This window comes from Serratia sp. DD3 (genome assembly GCF_000496755.2).
Genome location: NZ_AYKS02000016.1, coordinates 108,302 through 126,739 on the forward strand (window position 1 = coordinate 108,302; position 18,438 = coordinate 126,739).

The 18,438-nt window shown below is 50.8% G+C and carries 15 protein-coding genes; 3 read left to right on the forward strand and 12 right to left on the reverse strand.

The window, feature by feature from the left end; translation table 11 throughout:
- Positions 1 to 3: 3 nt before the first annotated feature.
- From thiL to IO95_RS23400, 11 genes are all read right to left on the reverse strand, one after another.
- The gene (thiL, locus tag IO95_RS02340) at positions 4 to 981 is read right to left on the reverse strand and encodes a thiamine-phosphate kinase (RefSeq protein ID WP_023489503.1); all 978 of its coding nucleotides are present in this window, start codon (positions 979 to 981) and stop codon (positions 4 to 6) included.
- 46 nt (positions 982 to 1,027) lie between these two features.
- Positions 1,028 to 1,444, reverse strand: a complete 417-nt coding sequence (gene nusB, locus IO95_RS02345; protein ID WP_023489502.1) for a transcription antitermination factor NusB — start codon at positions 1,442 to 1,444, stop codon at positions 1,028 to 1,030.
- Positions 1,445 to 1,465: 21 nt separating this feature from the next.
- Positions 1,466 to 1,936, reverse strand: a complete 471-nt coding sequence (gene ribE, locus IO95_RS02350; RefSeq protein WP_023489501.1) for a 6,7-dimethyl-8-ribityllumazine synthase — start codon at positions 1,934 to 1,936, stop codon at positions 1,466 to 1,468.
- A 120-nt stretch (positions 1,937 to 2,056) separates the two neighbouring features.
- Positions 2,057 to 3,163 carry a bifunctional diaminohydroxyphosphoribosylaminopyrimidine deaminase/5-amino-6-(5-phosphoribosylamino)uracil reductase RibD gene (gene ribD / locus IO95_RS02355; protein ID WP_023489500.1) on the reverse strand — a complete coding sequence of 369 codons (1,107 nt, stop codon included), beginning with the start codon at positions 3,161 to 3,163 and terminating at the stop codon, positions 2,057 to 2,059.
- Positions 3,164 to 3,174: 11 nt separating this feature from the next.
- Entirely contained in the window at positions 3,175 to 3,624 is a 450-nt protein-coding gene (nrdR, locus tag IO95_RS02360) for a transcriptional regulator NrdR (RefSeq protein ID WP_021180191.1), read from the reverse strand.
- A gap of 249 nt (positions 3,625 to 3,873) precedes the next feature.
- Positions 3,874 to 4,842 carry a protein translocase subunit SecF gene (gene secF, locus IO95_RS02365; protein ID WP_023489499.1) on the reverse strand — a complete coding sequence of 323 codons (969 nt, stop codon included), beginning with the start codon at positions 4,840 to 4,842 and terminating at the stop codon, positions 3,874 to 3,876.
- 10 nt (positions 4,843 to 4,852) lie between these two features.
- Entirely contained in the window at positions 4,853 to 6,700 is a 1,848-nt protein-coding gene (gene secD, locus IO95_RS02370) for a protein translocase subunit SecD (RefSeq protein ID WP_072011637.1), read from the reverse strand.
- 25 nt (positions 6,701 to 6,725) lie between these two features.
- Complete coding sequence (gene yajC, locus IO95_RS02375; RefSeq protein ID WP_023489497.1) at positions 6,726 to 7,058, reverse strand: preprotein translocase subunit YajC; 333 nt, start codon at positions 7,056 to 7,058, stop codon at positions 6,726 to 6,728.
- Between the two features lie 32 nt (positions 7,059 to 7,090).
- Positions 7,091 to 8,215: a tRNA guanosine(34) transglycosylase Tgt gene (gene tgt / locus IO95_RS02380; protein ID WP_023489496.1), complete on the reverse strand. Its 1,125-nt coding sequence runs from the start codon at positions 8,213 to 8,215 to the stop codon at positions 7,091 to 7,093.
- Positions 8,216 to 8,351: 136 nt separating this feature from the next.
- Complete coding sequence (gene queA / locus IO95_RS02385; RefSeq protein ID WP_023489495.1) at positions 8,352 to 9,422, reverse strand: tRNA preQ1(34) S-adenosylmethionine ribosyltransferase-isomerase QueA; 1,071 nt, start codon at positions 9,420 to 9,422, stop codon at positions 8,352 to 8,354.
- A 217-nt stretch (positions 9,423 to 9,639) separates the two neighbouring features.
- On the reverse strand, positions 9,640 to 12,414 hold the full coding sequence (locus tag IO95_RS23400; RefSeq protein ID WP_023489494.1) for a tannase/feruloyl esterase family alpha/beta hydrolase: 2,775 nt from the start codon (positions 12,412 to 12,414) through the stop codon (positions 9,640 to 9,642).
- Between the two features lie 572 nt (positions 12,415 to 12,986).
- Here IO95_RS23400 and IO95_RS02395 point away from each other — a divergent pair.
- The 3 genes from IO95_RS02395 (at position 12,987) to ggt (ending at position 16,400) form a co-directional block, all read left to right on the forward strand.
- Positions 12,987 to 13,568, forward strand: coding sequence for an ACP phosphodiesterase (locus IO95_RS02395; protein WP_023489492.1), 582 nt, complete (start codon positions 12,987 to 12,989; stop codon positions 13,566 to 13,568).
- A gap of 225 nt (positions 13,569 to 13,793) precedes the next feature.
- Complete coding sequence (locus IO95_RS02400; RefSeq protein WP_023489491.1) at positions 13,794 to 14,396, forward strand: peroxiredoxin C; 603 nt, start codon at positions 13,794 to 13,796, stop codon at positions 14,394 to 14,396.
- A gap of 240 nt (positions 14,397 to 14,636) precedes the next feature.
- The gene (ggt, locus tag IO95_RS02405; protein ID WP_023489490.1) at positions 14,637 to 16,400 is read left to right on the forward strand and encodes a gamma-glutamyltransferase; all 1,764 of its coding nucleotides are present in this window, start codon (positions 14,637 to 14,639) and stop codon (positions 16,398 to 16,400) included.
- Positions 16,401 to 16,451: 51 nt separating this feature from the next.
- Here the strand turns inward: ggt and malZ are convergent, their stop codons facing one another.
- Positions 16,452 to 18,275, reverse strand: coding sequence for a maltodextrin glucosidase (malZ, locus tag IO95_RS02410; RefSeq protein ID WP_023489489.1), 1,824 nt, complete (start codon positions 18,273 to 18,275; stop codon positions 16,452 to 16,454).
- Positions 18,276 to 18,438 lie beyond the last annotated feature (163 nt).

Below are 18,438 nucleotides of genomic sequence, written 5' to 3' on the forward strand. Positions count from 1 at the left end.
TTTTTACTCAATGCTGAAATGATCGTAGCCGTGCCACGGTAACTCAATCTCTTGATGACCACGATAGAACTTCACCCCATCAGCGGGCGAAACAATCTGGCCGATGCAGGTGTAATCCGCACCTAAATGGCTTAACGCCACTTCTAATGCGCCACGATTGATCTCCGGTACGGTAAAGCACAGCTCGTAGTCTTCTCCGCCTGTCAGTGCCCAACGCAACGCCTGCTCCACCTCGGCATGCTGGGTCATCGCTTGTGACATTGGCAGTTCATCCAGTTCAATGCGCGCCCCACACCTAGAAGCCTTGAGCACATGTTTCAAGTCAGAGATTAAACCATCGGAAATATCGATCGCCGAACTGGCCAGATCACGCAGCGCTTTACCCTGCAACACGCGCGGTGTCGGCCGTAAATGACGTTTCAGCAAATAGTTACGCGCTTCTGGCTCGCTCACCTGCAAGCGTTGTTGCAGAATAGCCAGCCCGGCGGCACTGTCACCCAACATTCCGGTGACATAAATCCAGTCACCGATCTTGGCACCACTGCGTGTTAATGCGCGCCCGGCAGGTACCAGGCCATTGATGGTCAACGTCATGCTGAGTGGGCCACGTGTGGTATCCCCACCAATCAGTTGCATGCCGTAGTAATTGAGTTGTTCGAATAGGCTGTCACTGAACGCTTTCAGCCAGGCTTCATCCACATTAGGGAGTGTCAACGCCAAGGAAAGCCAAGCGGGATCAGCGCCCATTGCCGCCAGGTCGCTCAAATTAACGGCTAACGCTTTGTAACCGAGATCGGCCGGATCTATCTCCGCCAAAAAATGGATGCCTGATACCAAGGTATCGGTACTGATGGCTAAAAGCTGTTTTTCTGCCACTGTCAGGAGTGCGCAGTCATCACCAATGCCCAACTGAACATCCCGGCGCACAGTCTCAGGACGGTTAAAATAACGGGCAATAAGATCGAACTCACCGCATGCCATGCTCTTTCCTCCAAAGAAATCAAGGCCGGTTTCCCGGCCTTAGTCGTTATTTTTTCTTACGGATACTGGGAGCAGCTTTATCCAACACACCATTGACAAACTTGTGACTATCTTCAGCACCAAAGGTTTTCGCCAATTCGATCGCTTCGTTGATAGCCACTTTGTAAGGAACATCCTCACGCATTTTTAGCTCAAACAGCGCAATGCGCAGTACGGCTCTTTCCACCTGGCCCAGCTCTTCGAGTTGGCGAGACAGATAGGGGGCCATCAGCCCATCCAGCATACCCGCATTGACTGCCACACCAGAAAGCAGCTCACGAAAATAGGCGATGTCAACATCTTTGACATCCTGCTCCGTCAGGAACTGATGTTCAACATCGGCAATGTCATTTCTAGACAACTGCCAAGAGTAGATCGCTTGAACAGCGCACTCACGAGCGCGACGACGAGCAGCAGGTTTCACGGAATTCCCCTTAAACTAAATTCAGGCTTTAATCGCCTTGATAACATTAATCATTTCAAGTGCGGTCAGTGCTGCTTCTGCGCCTTTATTACCGGCTTTGGTCCCAGCGCGTTCAATCGCTTGTTCAATACTTTCAGTGGTCAGTACCCCAAAGGCAACCGGGATCTCGGTAGTCAATGAGACATGCCCCAGGCCAGAGCTGGCTTCACCGGCCACATATTCAAAGTGCGCAGTACCACCACGGATCACGGTACCCAGCGCAATCACGGCGTCATATTTGCCAGTATTGGCCAATACACGTGCCGTTAATGGCAATTCGTATGCCCCAGGAACCCAAACAACGGTGATGTTGGCATCATCAACCTGACCCACACGTTTCAGGGCATCAATGGCGCCTTGCAGTAGGCTGTCGTTGATAAAATTGTTAAAACGTGCAATTGCGATCGCCACACGGGCATTAGGAGTGGCAACAACACCTTCAATAACTTTCATGGGCTTTCCTCAAAAATAGGTTCAATACCCCATAGGGGGGCGGATTCTATCATATTCTTTGTCTACCTGCGCGGCGGTTTTTTAAAACACCAGGGAGCAGGGAGATAAAAGTGGTATTCGTTATTTAGCAGTTAGCCGCAAACGCAAGTCTGGCCCGATCTGGCGCACTTCACTGAAAACAAACTCTGGTGCCTCAGACAACTGCACAAGACCGGGTAATTGACACAATCCCCGGCCATTATCACCCAATAACTTGGGTGCCACATACAGTATCAGCTCATCAACCAGCCCGGTTTGCAGTAAGCTCCCCGCCAACTGGGCACCGGCTTCAACCCAAACCGTGTTCACTTGGCGTTTAGCCAGTTGCATCATCATCGCAACCAGATCAATCCCCCGCCCATACGCAGGTAGCAACAATTGTTCTACACCTGCTGGCCAAGATTGAGCATCCGGTTGCAAACGTGCCAACCAAGTGTTCCCAGGCTGCTGTACCACCCGATGTTGTGGTGTGACCCGGTTCTGACTATCTAAAATAACCCGCACAGGTTGCCGCAGATTTTCACGCGGGTAGATTTGGCGAATGTCATCACTCAATTCATCCCAGCGCACTGTCAGTGACGGATCGTCGGCCAATACCGTGGCACTCGTGCTCAGGATGGCTGAACTTTCGGCACGCAAACGCTGTACATCCTGCCGGGATTGCGCTGAGGTGATCCACTGGCTTTCACCGGAGGCCATGGCAGTTCGGCCATCCAAAGAGGCCCCCAGTTTCAACTGCACATAAGGCAAACCGGTACGCATCCGCTTGAGGAAACCGCGATTGACCGCTTCAGCATCCGCCAGCATCACCCCGTGACACACCTCAATACCCGCCTGCTGTAGCTTATGCAGGCCACGCCCGGCGACTTGCGGGTTAGGGTCTTGCATTGCCGCCACCACGCGGCTAACCCCCGCGGCAATCAGCGCATCAGCACAAGGTGGGGTACGACCCTGGTGGCTGCAAGGTTCCAGCGTGACATAAACGGTGGCACCACGCGCCTGTTCACCCGCCATACGTAAGGCATGCACTTCGGCATGTGGCTCACCGGCTCGTAAATGGTAACCTTCACCAACAATCTGACCATCGCGCACAATCACGCAACCGACATTCGGATTAGGTGTAGTGGTAAAACGCCCCTGCCGTGCCAGCTCAAAGGCACGCGCCATGTAAAATTGGTCGTTATGCATAAGCAACCAGCTTAATCCTGCAGTTTGGCGATTTCCTCGCCGAATTCACGAATGTCTTCAAAACTACGGTAAACCGATGCAAAACGGATATAAGCCACTTTATCCAGCTTTTTTAAGGCATCCATCACCAGATTACCCACCATTTTGGTCGGTACTTCGCGCTCACCCGTGGCCCGCAACTGGGATTTGATATGATTTATCGCGTTTTCTACATCGTCTGAGCTGACTGGGCGCTTTTCCAACGCTTTCAGCATCCCACGACGCAATTTATCTTCATTGAACGGTTCACGAACTTCATCACTTTTAATCACCCGCGGCATCACCAGTTCGGCTACTTCAAACGTGGTAAAACGCTCATTGCAGACCAGACATTGGCGACGACGGCGCACCTGAGAACCGTCCCCCACCAGGCGGGAATCAATCACTTTGGTATCAACAGCAGCGCAAAAAGGGCAATGCATAACTCATCCTGATAAGCATTTTATTGTTAAGCACAGTTTACCCCGAACTTGGGTTACAACAAAGCGCACAGGGCATTTGTTGTGAATTGCCTCGAGGGTTGCCCAATAAACATGCCACTACCGAGTCTCTGGAACAGCAACAAACAAAAATGCCAGTCAGGATCCACTGACTGGCATTTAATTCAAGCTTGATATCTAGGGTTATTCAAGCTCCAAGAAGCGGTAGCCTAAATAAACGATGCCACTTGATCACGGTAAAATAGAAGGCTGATCTGCCCCTTCTTTTTCCACTTTCAGTTGCAGCATGTGCTCACGTTTCATCCCCAGTTTCAACGCCAGTGCCGAAGCAACGTAGATAGAGGAGATGGTACCGATAGACACACCAATCAACATGGTTAATGAGAAACCATGTAGCATCGCGCCACCAAAGATGTACAGCATCAGAACCACCATCAATGTCGTAGCGGAAGTCATAATGGTACGACTCAGGGTTTGTGTCAGCGAAACGTTCACGATTTCGTAAGGTGTACCACGGCGGATCTTGCGGAAGTTCTCACGGATACGGTCAGAAACCACAATACTGTCGTTCAGCGAGTAACCGATAACCGACATCAATGAAGCGACGATGGTCAAGTCAATCTCGATATGGAAGAGCGACAATATCCCCATGGTGATAACCACGTCGTGAGCCAGTGCCAGAACCGCACCCAATGCCAGACGCCATTCAAACCGGAACCCAACATAGATCAGGATACAGATCAACGCCACCAACAACGCCATACCACCGGTTTGCGCCAGTTCACTCCCGACACTCGGGCCTACGAACTCAATACGCTTGACCGTCGCATTTTTATCAACGGATGCGTTGATCACGCTGATCACTTTATTACCCAGTTCCTGACCTACGCTACCCTCTACTGGCGGCATACGCACCATAATGTCACGGCTGCTGCCAAAGTTCTGGATAATCGGATCCTTAAACCCGGCTTGTTCCAAGGTATCGCGCAGCAGGTCAAGATTGGCGGGTTGCTCCAGGTTAATTTCAATCACCGTACCACCGGTGAAATCCAGCCCCCAGTTAAAACCGCGTAGCGACATGATAGTGACAGACGCAATCAATAATATTATTGAAATGGCGAAGGCCAGATAATCCCAACGCATAAAGTCATGGACTTTACGGCCGTAGTTAAGTTGTTCAACAGTATAATCCTGTGCCACAACACACTCCTCAAATAGACAGCTTGTTAATGCGCTTGCCGCCGTAAAGCAGGTTGACAATGGCACGGGTACCAACAATGGCAGTAAACATGGACGTTGCCACGCCAATTGCGGTGGTAATTGCAAAGCCTTTGATCGAACCTGTACCCACTGCATACAGAATAATTGCAGTAATCAAGGTGGTGATGTTGGCATCAACAATACTGGAGAACGCGCCTTTATAGCCCTCATGGATGGCCTGTTGAACGGATCGCCCATTCTTCAGTTCCTCCTTGATACGCTCGTTTATCAGTACGTTGGCATCGACCGCTACCGCCAGTGTCAGCACGATACCGGCAATACCCGGCATGGTGAGCGTCGCCCCTGGCAACAGTGACATGATACCGACAATCAGCACCAGGTTAGCCATCAGCGCCGTTGAGGCGATCAGGCCAAACTTGCGATACCAAACCACCATAAACACGATGGAGGCAACCAAGCCCCACAGACAGGCTTCCAGACCCTGGGTAATATTCTGCTGACCCAGTGTCGGACCAATGGTCCGCTCTTCAACAATCTGGATCGGCGCGATCAACGCACCAGCGCGCAACAACAACGACAGTTGACGAGCTTCATTCGGGTTGTCGATACCGGTGATACGGAAACTGTTACCCAGACGCGACTGAATATTGGCCACGTTGATCACTTCTTCCTGCTTCACCAGAATGGCGCGTCCATTGGCATCTCTCTTGCCGCTGTCTTTATACTCGACAAACAGCGTAGCCATAGGTTTACCAATGTTGTCCTTGGTGAAGTTGGACATGATAGTCCCACCTGCGCCGTCCAGGGAGATATTCACCTGTGGGCTACCCATTTCATCGGTACCGGAGGTGGAGTCGGTGATATGGTCACCGGTCAGGATCACCCTTTTGTAAAGTACGATTGGCTGACCATCACGGGTGAATTTGACTTCTGAATCACCCGGCACACGGCCACTTGCCGCAGCAGAGGCATCCACATTGGTGTTCACCAGGCGGAATTCCAGTGTCGCCGTCGCACCTAAAATTTCTTTGGCGCGAGCCGTATCCTGGATCCCCGGCAGTTCAACCACGATGCGGTCGGCTCCCTGGCGCTGTACCAACGGTTCAGCAACACCCAGTTGGTTAACACGGTTACGCAGGATAGTGATGTTCTGTTGCACCGCGTATTCACGAGCCTCAGTCAAACGGGCATCGGTCAAGACGGCTCTCAGTGTGTTGCTGCCATTGGCAGACAACACCAGATCACGCTGACGTGGCGTGATATAGCTGATGGCCTGATCGCGGGTGGCATCATCACGGAAACGGACTTCGACAGCGTTGTTTTCCAACTTGCGAATCGCTGCATAGGGGATGCCCTTCTCACGCAGTTCAGTGCGTAAGGTGTCCATCGTCTGTTCCTGCAACTTGCTCAACGCGGTGTCCATATCGACTTCCATCAAGAAGTGCACACCACCACGTAAGTCCAGCCCCAGTTTCATTGGTTCCGCATTGATTCTAGCGAGCCAGGCAGGTGTTGCTGGAGCCAGGTTCAGCGCCACAACATATTTATCACCCAACTCCGCCATCAGAACTTCACGGGCACGTAACTGGACATCAGTATCTTTAAAGCGAGCCAGGATGGCACCGTTTTCCAGTGCAATCGACTTGCTTACAATATTATCTTTTTCTAATACGTTACGGACTTGATCCAGCGTCGCCTCACTGGCGGCGATACCACGCGCGCCAGTGATTTGTACCGCAGGATCTTCACCGTAAATGTTGGGAAGTGCATAAAGCAGACCGACGAAGATCACCACGATCAGCATCAGATACTTCCACAAAGGATAACGGTTTAGCACGGCAATTCCCTTAGGGAAAACAAAATTATAGAGCCTTCATCGTACCTTTCGGTAGAACGGCCGCAACAAAGTCACGCTTGATCATCACTTCGGTAGTGTCATTAAGCGCAATAGAAATAATACCGGTGTCAGCCACTTTGGTGACGCGGCCAATCAGCCCACCCGTGGTCAGCACTTCATCCCCTTTGCCGATGGACTCCATCAGTTTTTTATGCTCTTTAGCACGTTTTTGCTGCGGACGCAGGATCATAAAATAGAAAATCAGACCAAACACCACCAGCATGATAGGCAGCGAGTACGGGCTTGCCTGGGCCGAGGCTCCAGTGGCTGCAACGGCGTCAGAAATGAAAAAGCTCATTGAAATTCCCTCACTAAGTATTAATTATTAATTCAAACAGTTAAAGGTGGAACCGGCTTACCGATCCGCCTGTAAAAATCCGCAACAAACAGCTCTAATTTACTCTCTTCAATAGCCTGACGTAAACCCGCCATCAAACGTTGGTAGTAACGCAGGTTATGAATCGTGTTCAACCGAGCACCCAGTATTTCGTTGCAACGGTCAAGATGATGCAAGTAGGCACGACTATAATGGCGACAAGTATAACAATCACAATCTTTATCCAGCGTCGATGTATCATCCTTATGCTTGGCATTACGGATTTTCACCACACCGTCAGTGACAAACAGATGACCATTACGGGCATTACGTGTTGGCATCACACAATCGAACATATCGATACCACGACGCACCCCTTCCACCAGATCTTCCGGTTTGCCAACCCCCATCAGATAACGAGGCTTATCCTGCGGAATTTGTGGGCAAACATGTTCAAGAATACGGTGCATATCCTCTTTAGGCTCACCGACTGCTAAACCGCCCACAGCGTACCCATCAAAGCCGATATCCACCAGCCCTTTTACGGAAACATCACGTAAATCTTGGTAAATACCCCCTTGAATAATACCAAATAACGCATTTTTGTTATTCAGCTCATCAAAGCGCTGACGGCTACGCTGCGCCCAACGCAGTGACATCTCCATCGAACGTTTAGCATAGTCCCAATCTGCCGGATAAGGTGTGCATTCGTCAAAAATCATCACAATGTCAGACCCCAGATCATACTGGATCTCCATGGATTTTTCTGGGCTGAGGAACACTTTATCGCCGTTGATAGGGTTACGGAAATAGACGCCTTCTTCTTTAATCTTACGCATTGCCCCGAGGCTAAACACCTGGAAACCACCTGAGTCGGTGAGAATTGGCCCGTGCCACTGCATAAAATCGTGCAAGTCACCATGCAGTTTCATGATTTCTTGCCCTGGACGCAACCATAAATGAAAGGTGTTACCCAACAAGATCTGCGCGCCGGTCTCTTTCACCTCTTCCGGTGTCATACCTTTCACCGTGCCATAGGTACCAACCGGCATAAAAGCGGGCGTTTCTACGACACCTCGGTCAAAGATCAAGCGGCCACGACGAGCGCGCCCATCCGTTGTCTGTAATTCGTACTTCACAAAACCTCCAGCACCAGAGAAACAGTCCAGTGTTGTTAAAACAGAGCCACGCAGGATGCGTAACCCACAAATATAGTCATCACTGTGCCCATTGCCACCGTGTTGGCGGCATTAGCGATTTGCTCAGACGGATTGTTCACCCACCGACAGATTCAGTTTCTGCCTTGGGGTTATGGCTGATAAACATCGCATCACCATAACTGAAGAACCGGTACTGCTCGGCCACCGCCTGTTGGTAGGCATTGATGGTATTACGGTAACCAGCGAATGCCGAAACCAGCATAATCAAGGTTGACTCAGGCAGATGGAAATTGGTCACCAGCGCATCAACCACCTGATAATGGTAGCCCGGATAGATAAAAATACGGGTATCACCAAAGAAAGGCGCAATCACCCCCTGCTGACAAGCCTTGGCCGCACTTTCCAGTGAACGTACTGATGTGGTCCCTACCGCCACCACCCGGTTGCCCCGTGCTTTACACGCCAATACGGCATCGACGACATCCTGCGGCACTTCAGCATATTCGGCGTGCATAATATGATCTTCAATGGTTTCCACCCGTACCGGTTGGAAAGTCCCCGCGCCTACGTGCAACGTGACAAACGCCATGACCACGCCCTTGGCGCGCAATGCAGCAAGCAGTGCTTGGTCAAAGTGCAACCCCGCGGTCGGGGCGGCCACTGCCCCTGGCTTTTCGCTGTACACCGTCTGATAGAGCTCGCGGTCGGCGGCTTCATCTGGGCGATCAATGTAGGGAGGTAACGGCATATGCCCCGCCGCATTAAGGAGGGTAAGCACATCTCGCTCATCATTAAAGCGCAGTTCGAACAGCGTGTCATGACGCGCCACCATCGTTGCTGCGATGCTCTCATCATCCCCCAGTAGCAATTCAGCCCCCGGTTTAGGCGCTTTGGATGCTCGCACATGAGCCAGTACCCGGTGTTCGTCCAAGACGCGTTCCACCAGGACTTCTAGCTTGCCACCACTCACCTTGCGGCCAAAGAGACGAGCCGGGATCACTCGGGTATTGTTAAAGACCAACAGATCACCCGCTTGCAGAATATCCAGCAGGTCGGTAAACACACCATGGGTCAACGCCCCACTCGGCCCATCCAATTGCAGCAAGCGGCAGGCACTACGCTCAGATTGTGGGTAACGAGCAATCAAAGAATCGGGGAGATCAAAAGAAAAATCAGCGACGCGCATGGGTATCCACTTCTTCAAATACAGGCTATCGGTTAAAACAAGCGCTACAGTCTAAAGCCGTGGGCCACAAGCGGCAAGAAATAACAAAAAATTACCTCCCCCGCCCCTTAATACAAGCTGCAGAGGCTACCCGCCTCGCCCCTCTATGGGTGCGTTACGATGCGGCCTCGCAACTTGAATCACGCCGGGGATAATACTGCTTATCCCCCATCATCGGTTAATGCAACACACCGAGCCCAAAGCTGTCATCGGTGATAACAGACAGAATGCCACCATTGGTGATGTAACTACCACTGATGGCACCGGTTGCGGTTATCGTGCCCAGTACCGGTTGGTTATAGTTGAGTACGCCATAGTTACTCCCTTGGAAAACCGTGGTGCCACTCAATTCGCTATCAAACTGTTCACCCTCGGTGGTGGTGACATAATAGTTTCCATCTGCAGCGCCTGTCGCCAAAGGCAGCGCAGAAGGCTGAGGTGCATAGAAACTCATGCCATAAATGGTTGATGAACGGGTCAGAATCAACGGTACCGGTTTGCCATTAACCATACCGCTGATCAGGGAGCCGCTTAATACGCCATCATTAGCGCTAGGAGTGCCGCCGACAAAGTAATCAAAGGCATTATGGCTGCTGTTCCAGGCAATATATCCTTTAGTGCTCGGCGCACAGTTGGCATCGTAGGTGATAAAACCCGGCGTGGCGGAAGCTTGGCAGGTTTGCCAAGTGGCAGCCGAAGAACGCAAGCGAGCAGAGCCACTCTGTAGAGTCGCATGACCATCGCTAACGCTATGCTGAATACCCGTTACATTATAAATATCCGCCAGCGCTTTATAATCACTGCTGATATTCTGGAACGCCAACAATGGCAGGAATGCATTTTCCGCGACTTTGGCTACCCCGCCAGATAACACACCGCCCCCCATAAAGGTAAACTGCGCCCCATTCTCATCACTATTGAAAGTACAACCATTCTGCGTCAACAGCGTGCCACTACGCACCGTACCTGCAGAACGTTGCAAGCTGGCATCGATAGTGATGGTGTAGCTCATGGTGACAGGATCGAAATTGATGGTCAGCTCCTCACCAAAGGTATCACCGCCTTTATAGGTGGTGGCTGCGGTGGGTAGATTGCTACAGGCTTGCGGCGGGAGATTGCCGCTATCGACACAACTGTAGTTAATGGCCGCATCTTGGCTACCGCTCCCCTTAAATTTAGGCCAGGAAGGATATTGGCAAAGGGGTCTGGTTCGCCCGTAGGTTTGTGCGTTGACATCCATCACCCAACGATTACCGGGTGCCACGCCATGCTCAACCCAGTTTTCCAACGCGCTTAATGAATTCCATGCTGGCAGAAAACTGCCCGTTCCATGCCCCATTCCTGGGACGGTATAAAAGCGAACGCCCTGAACGACAGCATCCTGCCCAACGGTATTAATCACTGCCTGATACCAGGAAATGGTGGAGTTTGGACTAATCACTTCGTCTGCAAGGCCATGCAGTAGAATCAGACGGCGTTGCTGACCAAGAAACTCGGAGATATCCGGATTGGTGGCATCGGTTAATGCCGATACTTGCTGAACTCTAGCGGTGTAACTGCCAGGATCTACCGGGTTAAAGGTCAAGGAGTCAAAGGTCGGCTCACGGGTAATAAAATATTTTACCCACTGATCGCCAGTCACATACATATTGGCATCGCCCTTGACCGCCGGATTCGCTGGAACCGGGCGGGTCCCCAAGTTACGCGTAGTAAAGGGACCAGCGACCAAAGTCCCCTCCAGCAGATTGTATCCCCCCGCCACATTGACACCATTGGCTAAGGGATAGTCCAACTGCAACGGCGATTCGATCACCTTAACGGTGGCGATCTGCGCATCAGAGAGGCAGGTATCACCGCTATCTTGTCCGTTAGGGCAACGCAAACTAGTCAGTACCTGCTCACTCCCGGCCCTGCACCCCTCAACATTACTGATAACTTTGTCTAACACGCCGTCCAAGCCATCACAGGCGGTCATCGCGCTCTGTTGTACCAGCAGCGTTTTATTGATATTCAACCAACCGGCACCATTATCGAGATACAACGCGCGGCCTAACGCCACATTGGACAGACGAGTGCCGGTGTAATTGAGTGCCGGCTCGTTGGCAATCACGCCATCATAGTCCTGGGGCCAGCGCTGGATATAGCTCAGTGCATCGCGCCCCCCGGTAGAGGTCCCAAGGAAATAACTGTACTTTGGCAATTGCCCATAACGCTGTTTCAGCAGCAGCAAAGCAACATCATGGGTCTTTTTCAATGTATCACCGCCATAATTGGTCAGCGCTTCATCGTTCATCGCAAAACTGCCATCGGTAATACTGCTGCTCTGATGGCCGGAGTCATCCCCCCAGGTTGCATAACCCTGTGCCAGCGGTGCCGGGTTACTTGGCAAACCAAAACGAACGGTTTCCGTGCCATTAATCAATTTGCCATCAAAACCCCCACCACCAAAATGGATCGCTTTATTGTTCCATTTAGTCGGGAAATTAACGGCAAAATTAATGTTTGTATCCCCACCACTGACAGAAAGAATTTTACCGCGCACCTGGCAATATTCCCCCAAGGTATTTCCAGTCGCATCAGCCAGGATCAGTGAAGCTGAAACCACTTGAGCGCCGCCAGTGGCTAAGGTGAAGGCTGACGCAGGGAAGGTGACACCATTGAGTTGCTCACAGGCCTGTTGTGCCGTAAGAACAACCGGATCAACGGGATCCACCGGTTCGACCGGATCGACCGGGTCTACCGGGTCTACCGGGTCTACCGGATTAACAGGGTCGACGGGGTTAACTGGGTCGATGGGATTAACAGGATCAACAGGATCACTCCCGCCAGAATTCGCACTCTGTGTTGAATCTGGATTACAGCCAGCCAGTAATAGGCAGATTAAACTGGTTAGCAACGGGTATTTTATCTTGGTTGTTATTCTATTATACCAACCTGTAGGTAGAGGCTTCATGGCTTGAATTTCCTTATCTTATTATTGAACCTGTTATACCCATCGCCTTTCGAGATACCGAAAAGTTGACTTTATTATTCTATATCAATAACTTTGCCCTTCGCGGGTGACTGTAAACATCTCAAAATCACTTGGGTATAGCGCAATCGAAATAGGGTTTTCTTTCTGGGACTTGAGTGCCAAAGCAAAATGAATTATCAGCGGTGTAACAGCTGTGAAAAAGTCAGGTTAATCCAAATGCAAAACGATGAGGTTGGCCATAAGCCCCTATTGATGTGAAAGCTGTCGTCATCACGAAAAAAATCCACTTACTAACTAACAATGTTTTAATAACTAACAATGTTTTCATTTTTTTCATATTACATCCCTATAAATAAGCATTGATTTAACATCAATAACTCTTTGTTTACAAAGAACATCTTCATCTTTTCCTACAAAGACATGGAATAATATAGGTGATACTTGCGAATTTGCCAATTTCGAATCAACAGAAATAATAAATAAACGTTAAGGCTGAGCGACGTTGAATAGAACAAAGCTGCAACTCGAATGATTTCGCGTATAATAGCGGTATGAATTTTCTCGCTCATCTCCATTTGGCCCAGCTTGCAGAAAGCTCGCTACTCGGTAACCTGCTCGCCGACTTTGTGCGTGGCAACCCGATGAATCAATACACTCCTGAGGTGGTTGCTGGCATCATGATGCATCGGCGTATCGATGTGTTAACTGATAGTCAACCAGAAGTCAGGGCCTGTTATGACTATTTCAGCCCCTCCTTCCGCCGCGTCGCGCCGATTACACTGGATATCGTCTGGGATCATTTTCTGGCTCGCCATTGGCAACAGTTTGAACCCGACTGCAGTTTGCCCCATTTTGCCCAGCAAGCACGTCATCTGATTGAGCCGCATCTGGCGCAAACGCCGCAACGCTTCCAAAGGCTGAATGACTACCTTTGGCCTGATCGATGGCTGGAGCGCTATGCCGAGCTGCCGTTTATCGCCCAAGTACTGCAAGGCATGGCCAGCCGCCGCCCCAAGCTGCAAGCTCTGGCTGGTTCTTTTGCTGATGTGGAGCACCATTATCATCTGCTTGAAAGCCACTTCTGGCAGTTTTACCCACGCATGGTGCAACAAGCCAAAGACAAAGCATTTTGAGCAGACCTCCCCCCTTAAATTTGGCAAGTTGTAATGAATATACCCTTTACCCCTTGCCCTTTTATCCAAAAAGGTTACCTTAACCTTGCTAAACGCGATCATTGGTTTTGATAGGTTAAAGCTATCTCATTGATTGGTCTTTTACTCTTTCTTCATTAGATAAGGGTCTCTATACTGGCCCTTGCTTTTACATCAACCCTTTGAACAACTATTACAGGAGTAATTATGGTCCTGGTAACTCGTCAAGCCCCTGACTTCACTGCAGCAGCCGTACTTGGCAACGGCGAAATCGTCGGAAACTTCAACCTGAAGAAGCACCTGAACGGCAAACCTGCTGTTCTGTTCTTCTGGCCAATGGACTTCACCTTCGTATGTCCTTCTGAATTGATTGCCTTCGATCACCGTTATGAAGAATTCAAAAAGCGTGGCGTTGAAGTTGTTGGCGTCTCTTTCGACTCTGAATTCGTTCACAACGCATGGCGTAAAACCCCTATCGATAAAGGCGGCATCGGTGAAGTGAAATATGCCATGGTCGCTGACATTAAGCGTGAAATTCAGCAAGCTTACGGCATTGAACACCCAGACGCGGGCGTTGCTCTGCGTGGTTCTTTCCTGATCGACAAAAATGGTATCGTGCGTGCACAGGTTGTCAACGACCTGCCAATCGGCCGTAATATCGATGAAATGCTCCGTACTGTTGATGCACTGCAATTCCACGAAGAGCACGGCGAAGTGTGCCCAGCTCAGTGGGAAAAAGGCAAAGCAGGTATGGGTGCTTCTCCAGATGGCGTAGCAAAATACCTGTCTGAAAACGCAGCCAAGCTGTAATAGCGTTCCAGCAGTATGATAATCGGCCAGCACTGCTGGCCGTTTTTTTATCTTTTCTGTCACCACCACTGAGCAGATTCACTGCTTTACTCACCCGTTTCCTTCGCATTTTTTACGCCGCCCCCCCTCAATTAGCAGCCAAAACCGATGATCACCAAATCCATTCAAACTATTAAAGCTTGAACTATAACGAGTCTTTCAACCATTATGAAAAATCTGTCAGCATAAATAGGGGACGTTATGTTTTTGCAAAAATGGAATAAGCCACTCGCCTTGGTTGCCTTACTGGTCAGCTCTCACCTACATGCTGCGTCCAGTCCAGCCGTGGAAGCGCAACAAGGGATGGTGGTGACATCGCAACATTTGGCCTCTCAAGTGGGCGTGGATATTCTCAAGATGGGGGGCAACGCGGTAGATGCTGCGGTAGCGGTGGGTTACGCACAAGCGGTGGTCAACCCTTGCTGCGGTAATATTGGTGGTGGCGGCTTTATGACGCTACACCTCGCCGATGGTACGGATACCTTTATCAACTTCCGTGAAACCGCCCCTGCTGCGGCCAGTGCCGATATGTATTTAGATGCCAACGGCAAGGTGAAAAAGGATGCCAGCCTGTATGGCTACCTAGCCGCAGGCGTACCAGGCACAGTATTGGGAATGGAAACCGCACGGGAGAAATACGGTAAGCTGAGCCGTGCACAAGTCATGGCCCCCGCCATCAGATTAGCACGTGAAGGGTTTATCCTGACCCGTGCCGATACCGACATTCTCGACACCACAGTTGCACGTTTCAAGCAAGATCCAGAATCGGCTAAAATTTTCCTGCGTCGCGATGGTTCACCACTATTGCCAGGGGATCGTCTGATACAAACGGATCTGGCCAATACCCTGGAAACCATTGCCAAAGAGGGGCCGACTGCTTTCTATCATGGCAAAATTCCACAAGCGGTAGAAGCTGCTGCTAAACGTGGGGGTGGTATCATTACCGCTGCCGATTTTGCCCATTACAAAGTCACCGAAACGACACCGATTACCTGCAGCTATCGCGGTTATAAATTTATCTCCGCACCACCACCCAGTTCTGGTGGCGTGACCTTGTGCGAAATTCTTAATATTGTTGAAGGTTATGATCTGAAGAGTATGGGGTTTAATTCTGCGGCGGCGATCCACACCATGAGCGAAGCCATGCGCCATGCCTATATGGATCGTAATACCTATCTGGGTGATCCCGAATTCATCAAAAACCCAATTGACCGTCTGGCCAGTAAAAGCTATGCCAATGAAATCCGTACCCAGATCATCGCCAATCAGGCAACCCCATCGAAAGATGTTCAACCCGGCATAGCGCCACACGAAAAACCGGAAACGACCCATTATTCAATTGTCGACCATGAAGGCAATGCGGTATCGACCACCTATACCGTTAATGGCCGATTTGGTGCAGTGGTGATCGCCCCAGGTACCGGGTTCTTCCTTAACGATGAGATGGATGACTTTACCGTCAAGGTGGGTGAGAAAAATCTTTATGGCCTGGTACAAGGAACCGCCAATGCCATTGCCCCCAATAAGCGTCCACTCTCTTCAATGAGCCCAACCCTGGTGACCAAAGACAATAAAACCTTTATGGTGCTCGGTTCCCCTGGAGGATCACGTATTATCACCATCACGCTGCAAACTGCCTTGAACATCATTGATCATGGTATGGCACCGCAGGAAGCGGTAGATGCACCAAGGATTCACCATCAATGGCTACCGGATGAAGTCTATTACGAGCAGCGCGGGCTCTCTGCCGACACGCTGAACGTCCTCAAGGGCATGGGCTACAAGATGGTTGAACAAACACCATGGGGGGCTGCAGAACTGATCCAGGTGGGCTTGCCGGGGGCGGCGGGGGTTCGCTCCACTGACTCCGGCAATGACTCAGCGGTCTCTGGCAAGGTACGCGTCGGTTATGTCTACGGCGCCAATGATGCACGCCGACCCGCTGGAGCTGCCATCGGATATTGATTAATCTGTCGTTTACCCGCCCCCTGTGTGGCGGGTAAACGGTTATCAGCTTCAGCCCGGCAACCGCCATATATTGGCCGATTCAGCCGCTAGCTTCAGTTGCAAGCCTGTGCCAAGCGCACTTAACTCCCCTTCCCCCTCTAACTGTTGCCATTGCCCCTTTAGCAACAAAGGATTATAAGGCAGCATCACGTCACCTGCGTCACTTCGCTGTAAAGCGATCAGCACCCGCTCCTGTTGGTAACACCGCACAAACACCAGCGTTTCACCCTGCGCATAGAGTACCTGGCAAGCACCGCGCCGTAATGCTTTGCTCTGCTTACGCAATGCTATCAAACGGCTAAACAACGCCAGCAAGGGCTGGTCCCATTGGTTTTCATCCCAGGGGAATGGCTTACGACAGAAAGGATCATTCCCGCCATCCAGACCTATTTCATCGCCATAATATAAACAAGGCACGCCAATCCAGCTAAGCAGCCACACCGCCGCCATTTGCATACGGCGCGGGTTATTGTCCAGCAGTGTCAGAAAACGAGCGGTATCATGGCTATCCAACTGGTTAAATTGAATCAGTTGGCAATTATGTGATAATCCGGCACGGTAACTTTCCATCCATTGCGCGCAAGCCGCCGCATCAAGTTGTATTGGATGATAGGCAACATCTACCCCCGCCAAAAAGGCGCGTACCGGTAAAGCGAACCCCATGTAATTCATCGCGGCATCTTCCACCCCGGCATGCAGCCAACGGCGTGCGTCGCCAAAATGTTCGCCTAATACATAGGCATCCGGGTTTTCCTGTTTGATCGCCTGATAAATCCCGCCCACATGGTGCAAATTAGCTTCTGCGCCACCGTTCTCCCCTAACATATGCACCACATCCAGTCGCCAGCCATCAATACTGTAGGGTGGCCGTAACCAATGGCGCACCACACTGTCTTGCGCCTGATAAATGGCCTGCACGACCTGAGGTTCTGCGAAGTTGAGTTTTGGCAGCGTGCTATTCCCCTTCCAGCTCAGCACATTACCGTCCGGGTAGAAGTTAAACCAACCGCGATAGGGGGAATCTGTATTGTGGCATGCCCCTTCCTTACCCTGCTGATAACGGTCAAACCAGGGATGTGAGTCGCCAATATGGTTGAATACCCCATCCAACACCAGTTTAACGCCGATATTACTCGTCATTGCCCGCAAGCGCAGTAACGCCGGATTACCCCCCAGGTAAGGGTCAACCTGGTAATAATCTTCGGTGTCATATTTATGGACACTGGGCGAGGTAAAAATCGGGTTCAAATAGAGTGCCGTGATACCCAGTTGCTGCAAATAGGGCAGTTTCTGGCAGATACCCTCTAAATCCCCGCCGTAAAAGGTAGAGGCGGCGAATTTATCCACCAACGGCTGCTGCCACTCACTGCGCACTACATCGCAACCTGCAGCATGGTGTCGATAACTTCCCGTCTTAATGCCATGTTCACCACCACTGCTGGCAAAGCGGTCAGGAAATATTTGATAAAATATCTGATCCGCCACCCAGGATGGCGTGGTGTCGGGTTCATCTACCGCAAACTGAGCTAATTGTCCTGGCGGTGTCAACGACCAACCTTCCGGGCCAAACCACTGCTGGCGGTCAGCCCACAGTAATTTGAAACAATAGCGCCGTACCGCTTCCCCTTCATCTAGCGGTAAACTGGCCTGATAGCGCCACAGTCCTTCTTCTGGCTGCGCTTTCATTATCAGTAACCACTCTTCATTATCGGGCTCAACACGCAGGAATGCCCGTTCGGGCAAGTCATCTCCCTGCAACCACAACGTAATCTGCAAACGTTGTTTTTTTCTTGTCATGAATGGTGGAACGGGTTGATGCCAGGCATTGAGCATGACTTTTCTCTCCTGATATACCAAATAGAAGCAACGGTATTACACTCTGTGGGACACCATGACACGCTCAATAGCATTTCCCCTCCTCTCTGGATAATAAACTTTGGGGCTGAGTGAAGGGGAGGAGAACCCGAGCGGGGGATTGAAGGCAAAGTAACAAGAG

What these genes read in the sequence shown, in the direction of transcription:
- IO95_RS02395 (WP_023489492.1), top strand. Translation starts at nt 12,987, where the DNA reads ATGAATTTTCTCGCTCATCTCCATTTGGCCCAGCTTGCAGAAAGCTCG.
- malZ (WP_023489489.1), bottom strand. Translation starts at nt 18,275, where the DNA reads ATGCTCAATGCCTGGCATCAACCCGTTCCACCATTCATGACAAGAAAA.
- ribD (WP_023489500.1), bottom strand. Translation starts at nt 3,163, where the DNA reads ATGCATAACGACCAATTTTACATGGCGCGTGCCTTTGAGCTGGCACGG.
- ribE (WP_023489501.1), bottom strand. Translation starts at nt 1,936, where the DNA reads ATGAAAGTTATTGAAGGTGTTGTTGCCACTCCTAATGCCCGTGTGGCG.
- thiL (WP_023489503.1), bottom strand. Translation starts at nt 981, where the DNA reads ATGGCATGCGGTGAGTTCGATCTTATTGCCCGTTATTTTAACCGTCCT.
- ggt (WP_023489490.1), top strand. Translation starts at nt 14,637, where the DNA reads ATGTTTTTGCAAAAATGGAATAAGCCACTCGCCTTGGTTGCCTTACTG.
- yajC (WP_023489497.1), bottom strand. Translation starts at nt 7,058, where the DNA reads ATGAGCTTTTTCATTTCTGACGCCGTTGCAGCCACTGGAGCCTCGGCC.
- nrdR (WP_021180191.1), bottom strand. Translation starts at nt 3,624, where the DNA reads ATGCATTGCCCTTTTTGCGCTGCTGTTGATACCAAAGTGATTGATTCC.
- queA (WP_023489495.1), bottom strand. Translation starts at nt 9,422, where the DNA reads ATGCGCGTCGCTGATTTTTCTTTTGATCTCCCCGATTCTTTGATTGCT.
- IO95_RS02400 (WP_023489491.1), top strand. Translation starts at nt 13,794, where the DNA reads ATGGTCCTGGTAACTCGTCAAGCCCCTGACTTCACTGCAGCAGCCGTA.
- IO95_RS23400 (WP_023489494.1), bottom strand. Translation starts at nt 12,414, where the DNA reads ATGAAGCCTCTACCTACAGGTTGGTATAATAGAATAACAACCAAGATA.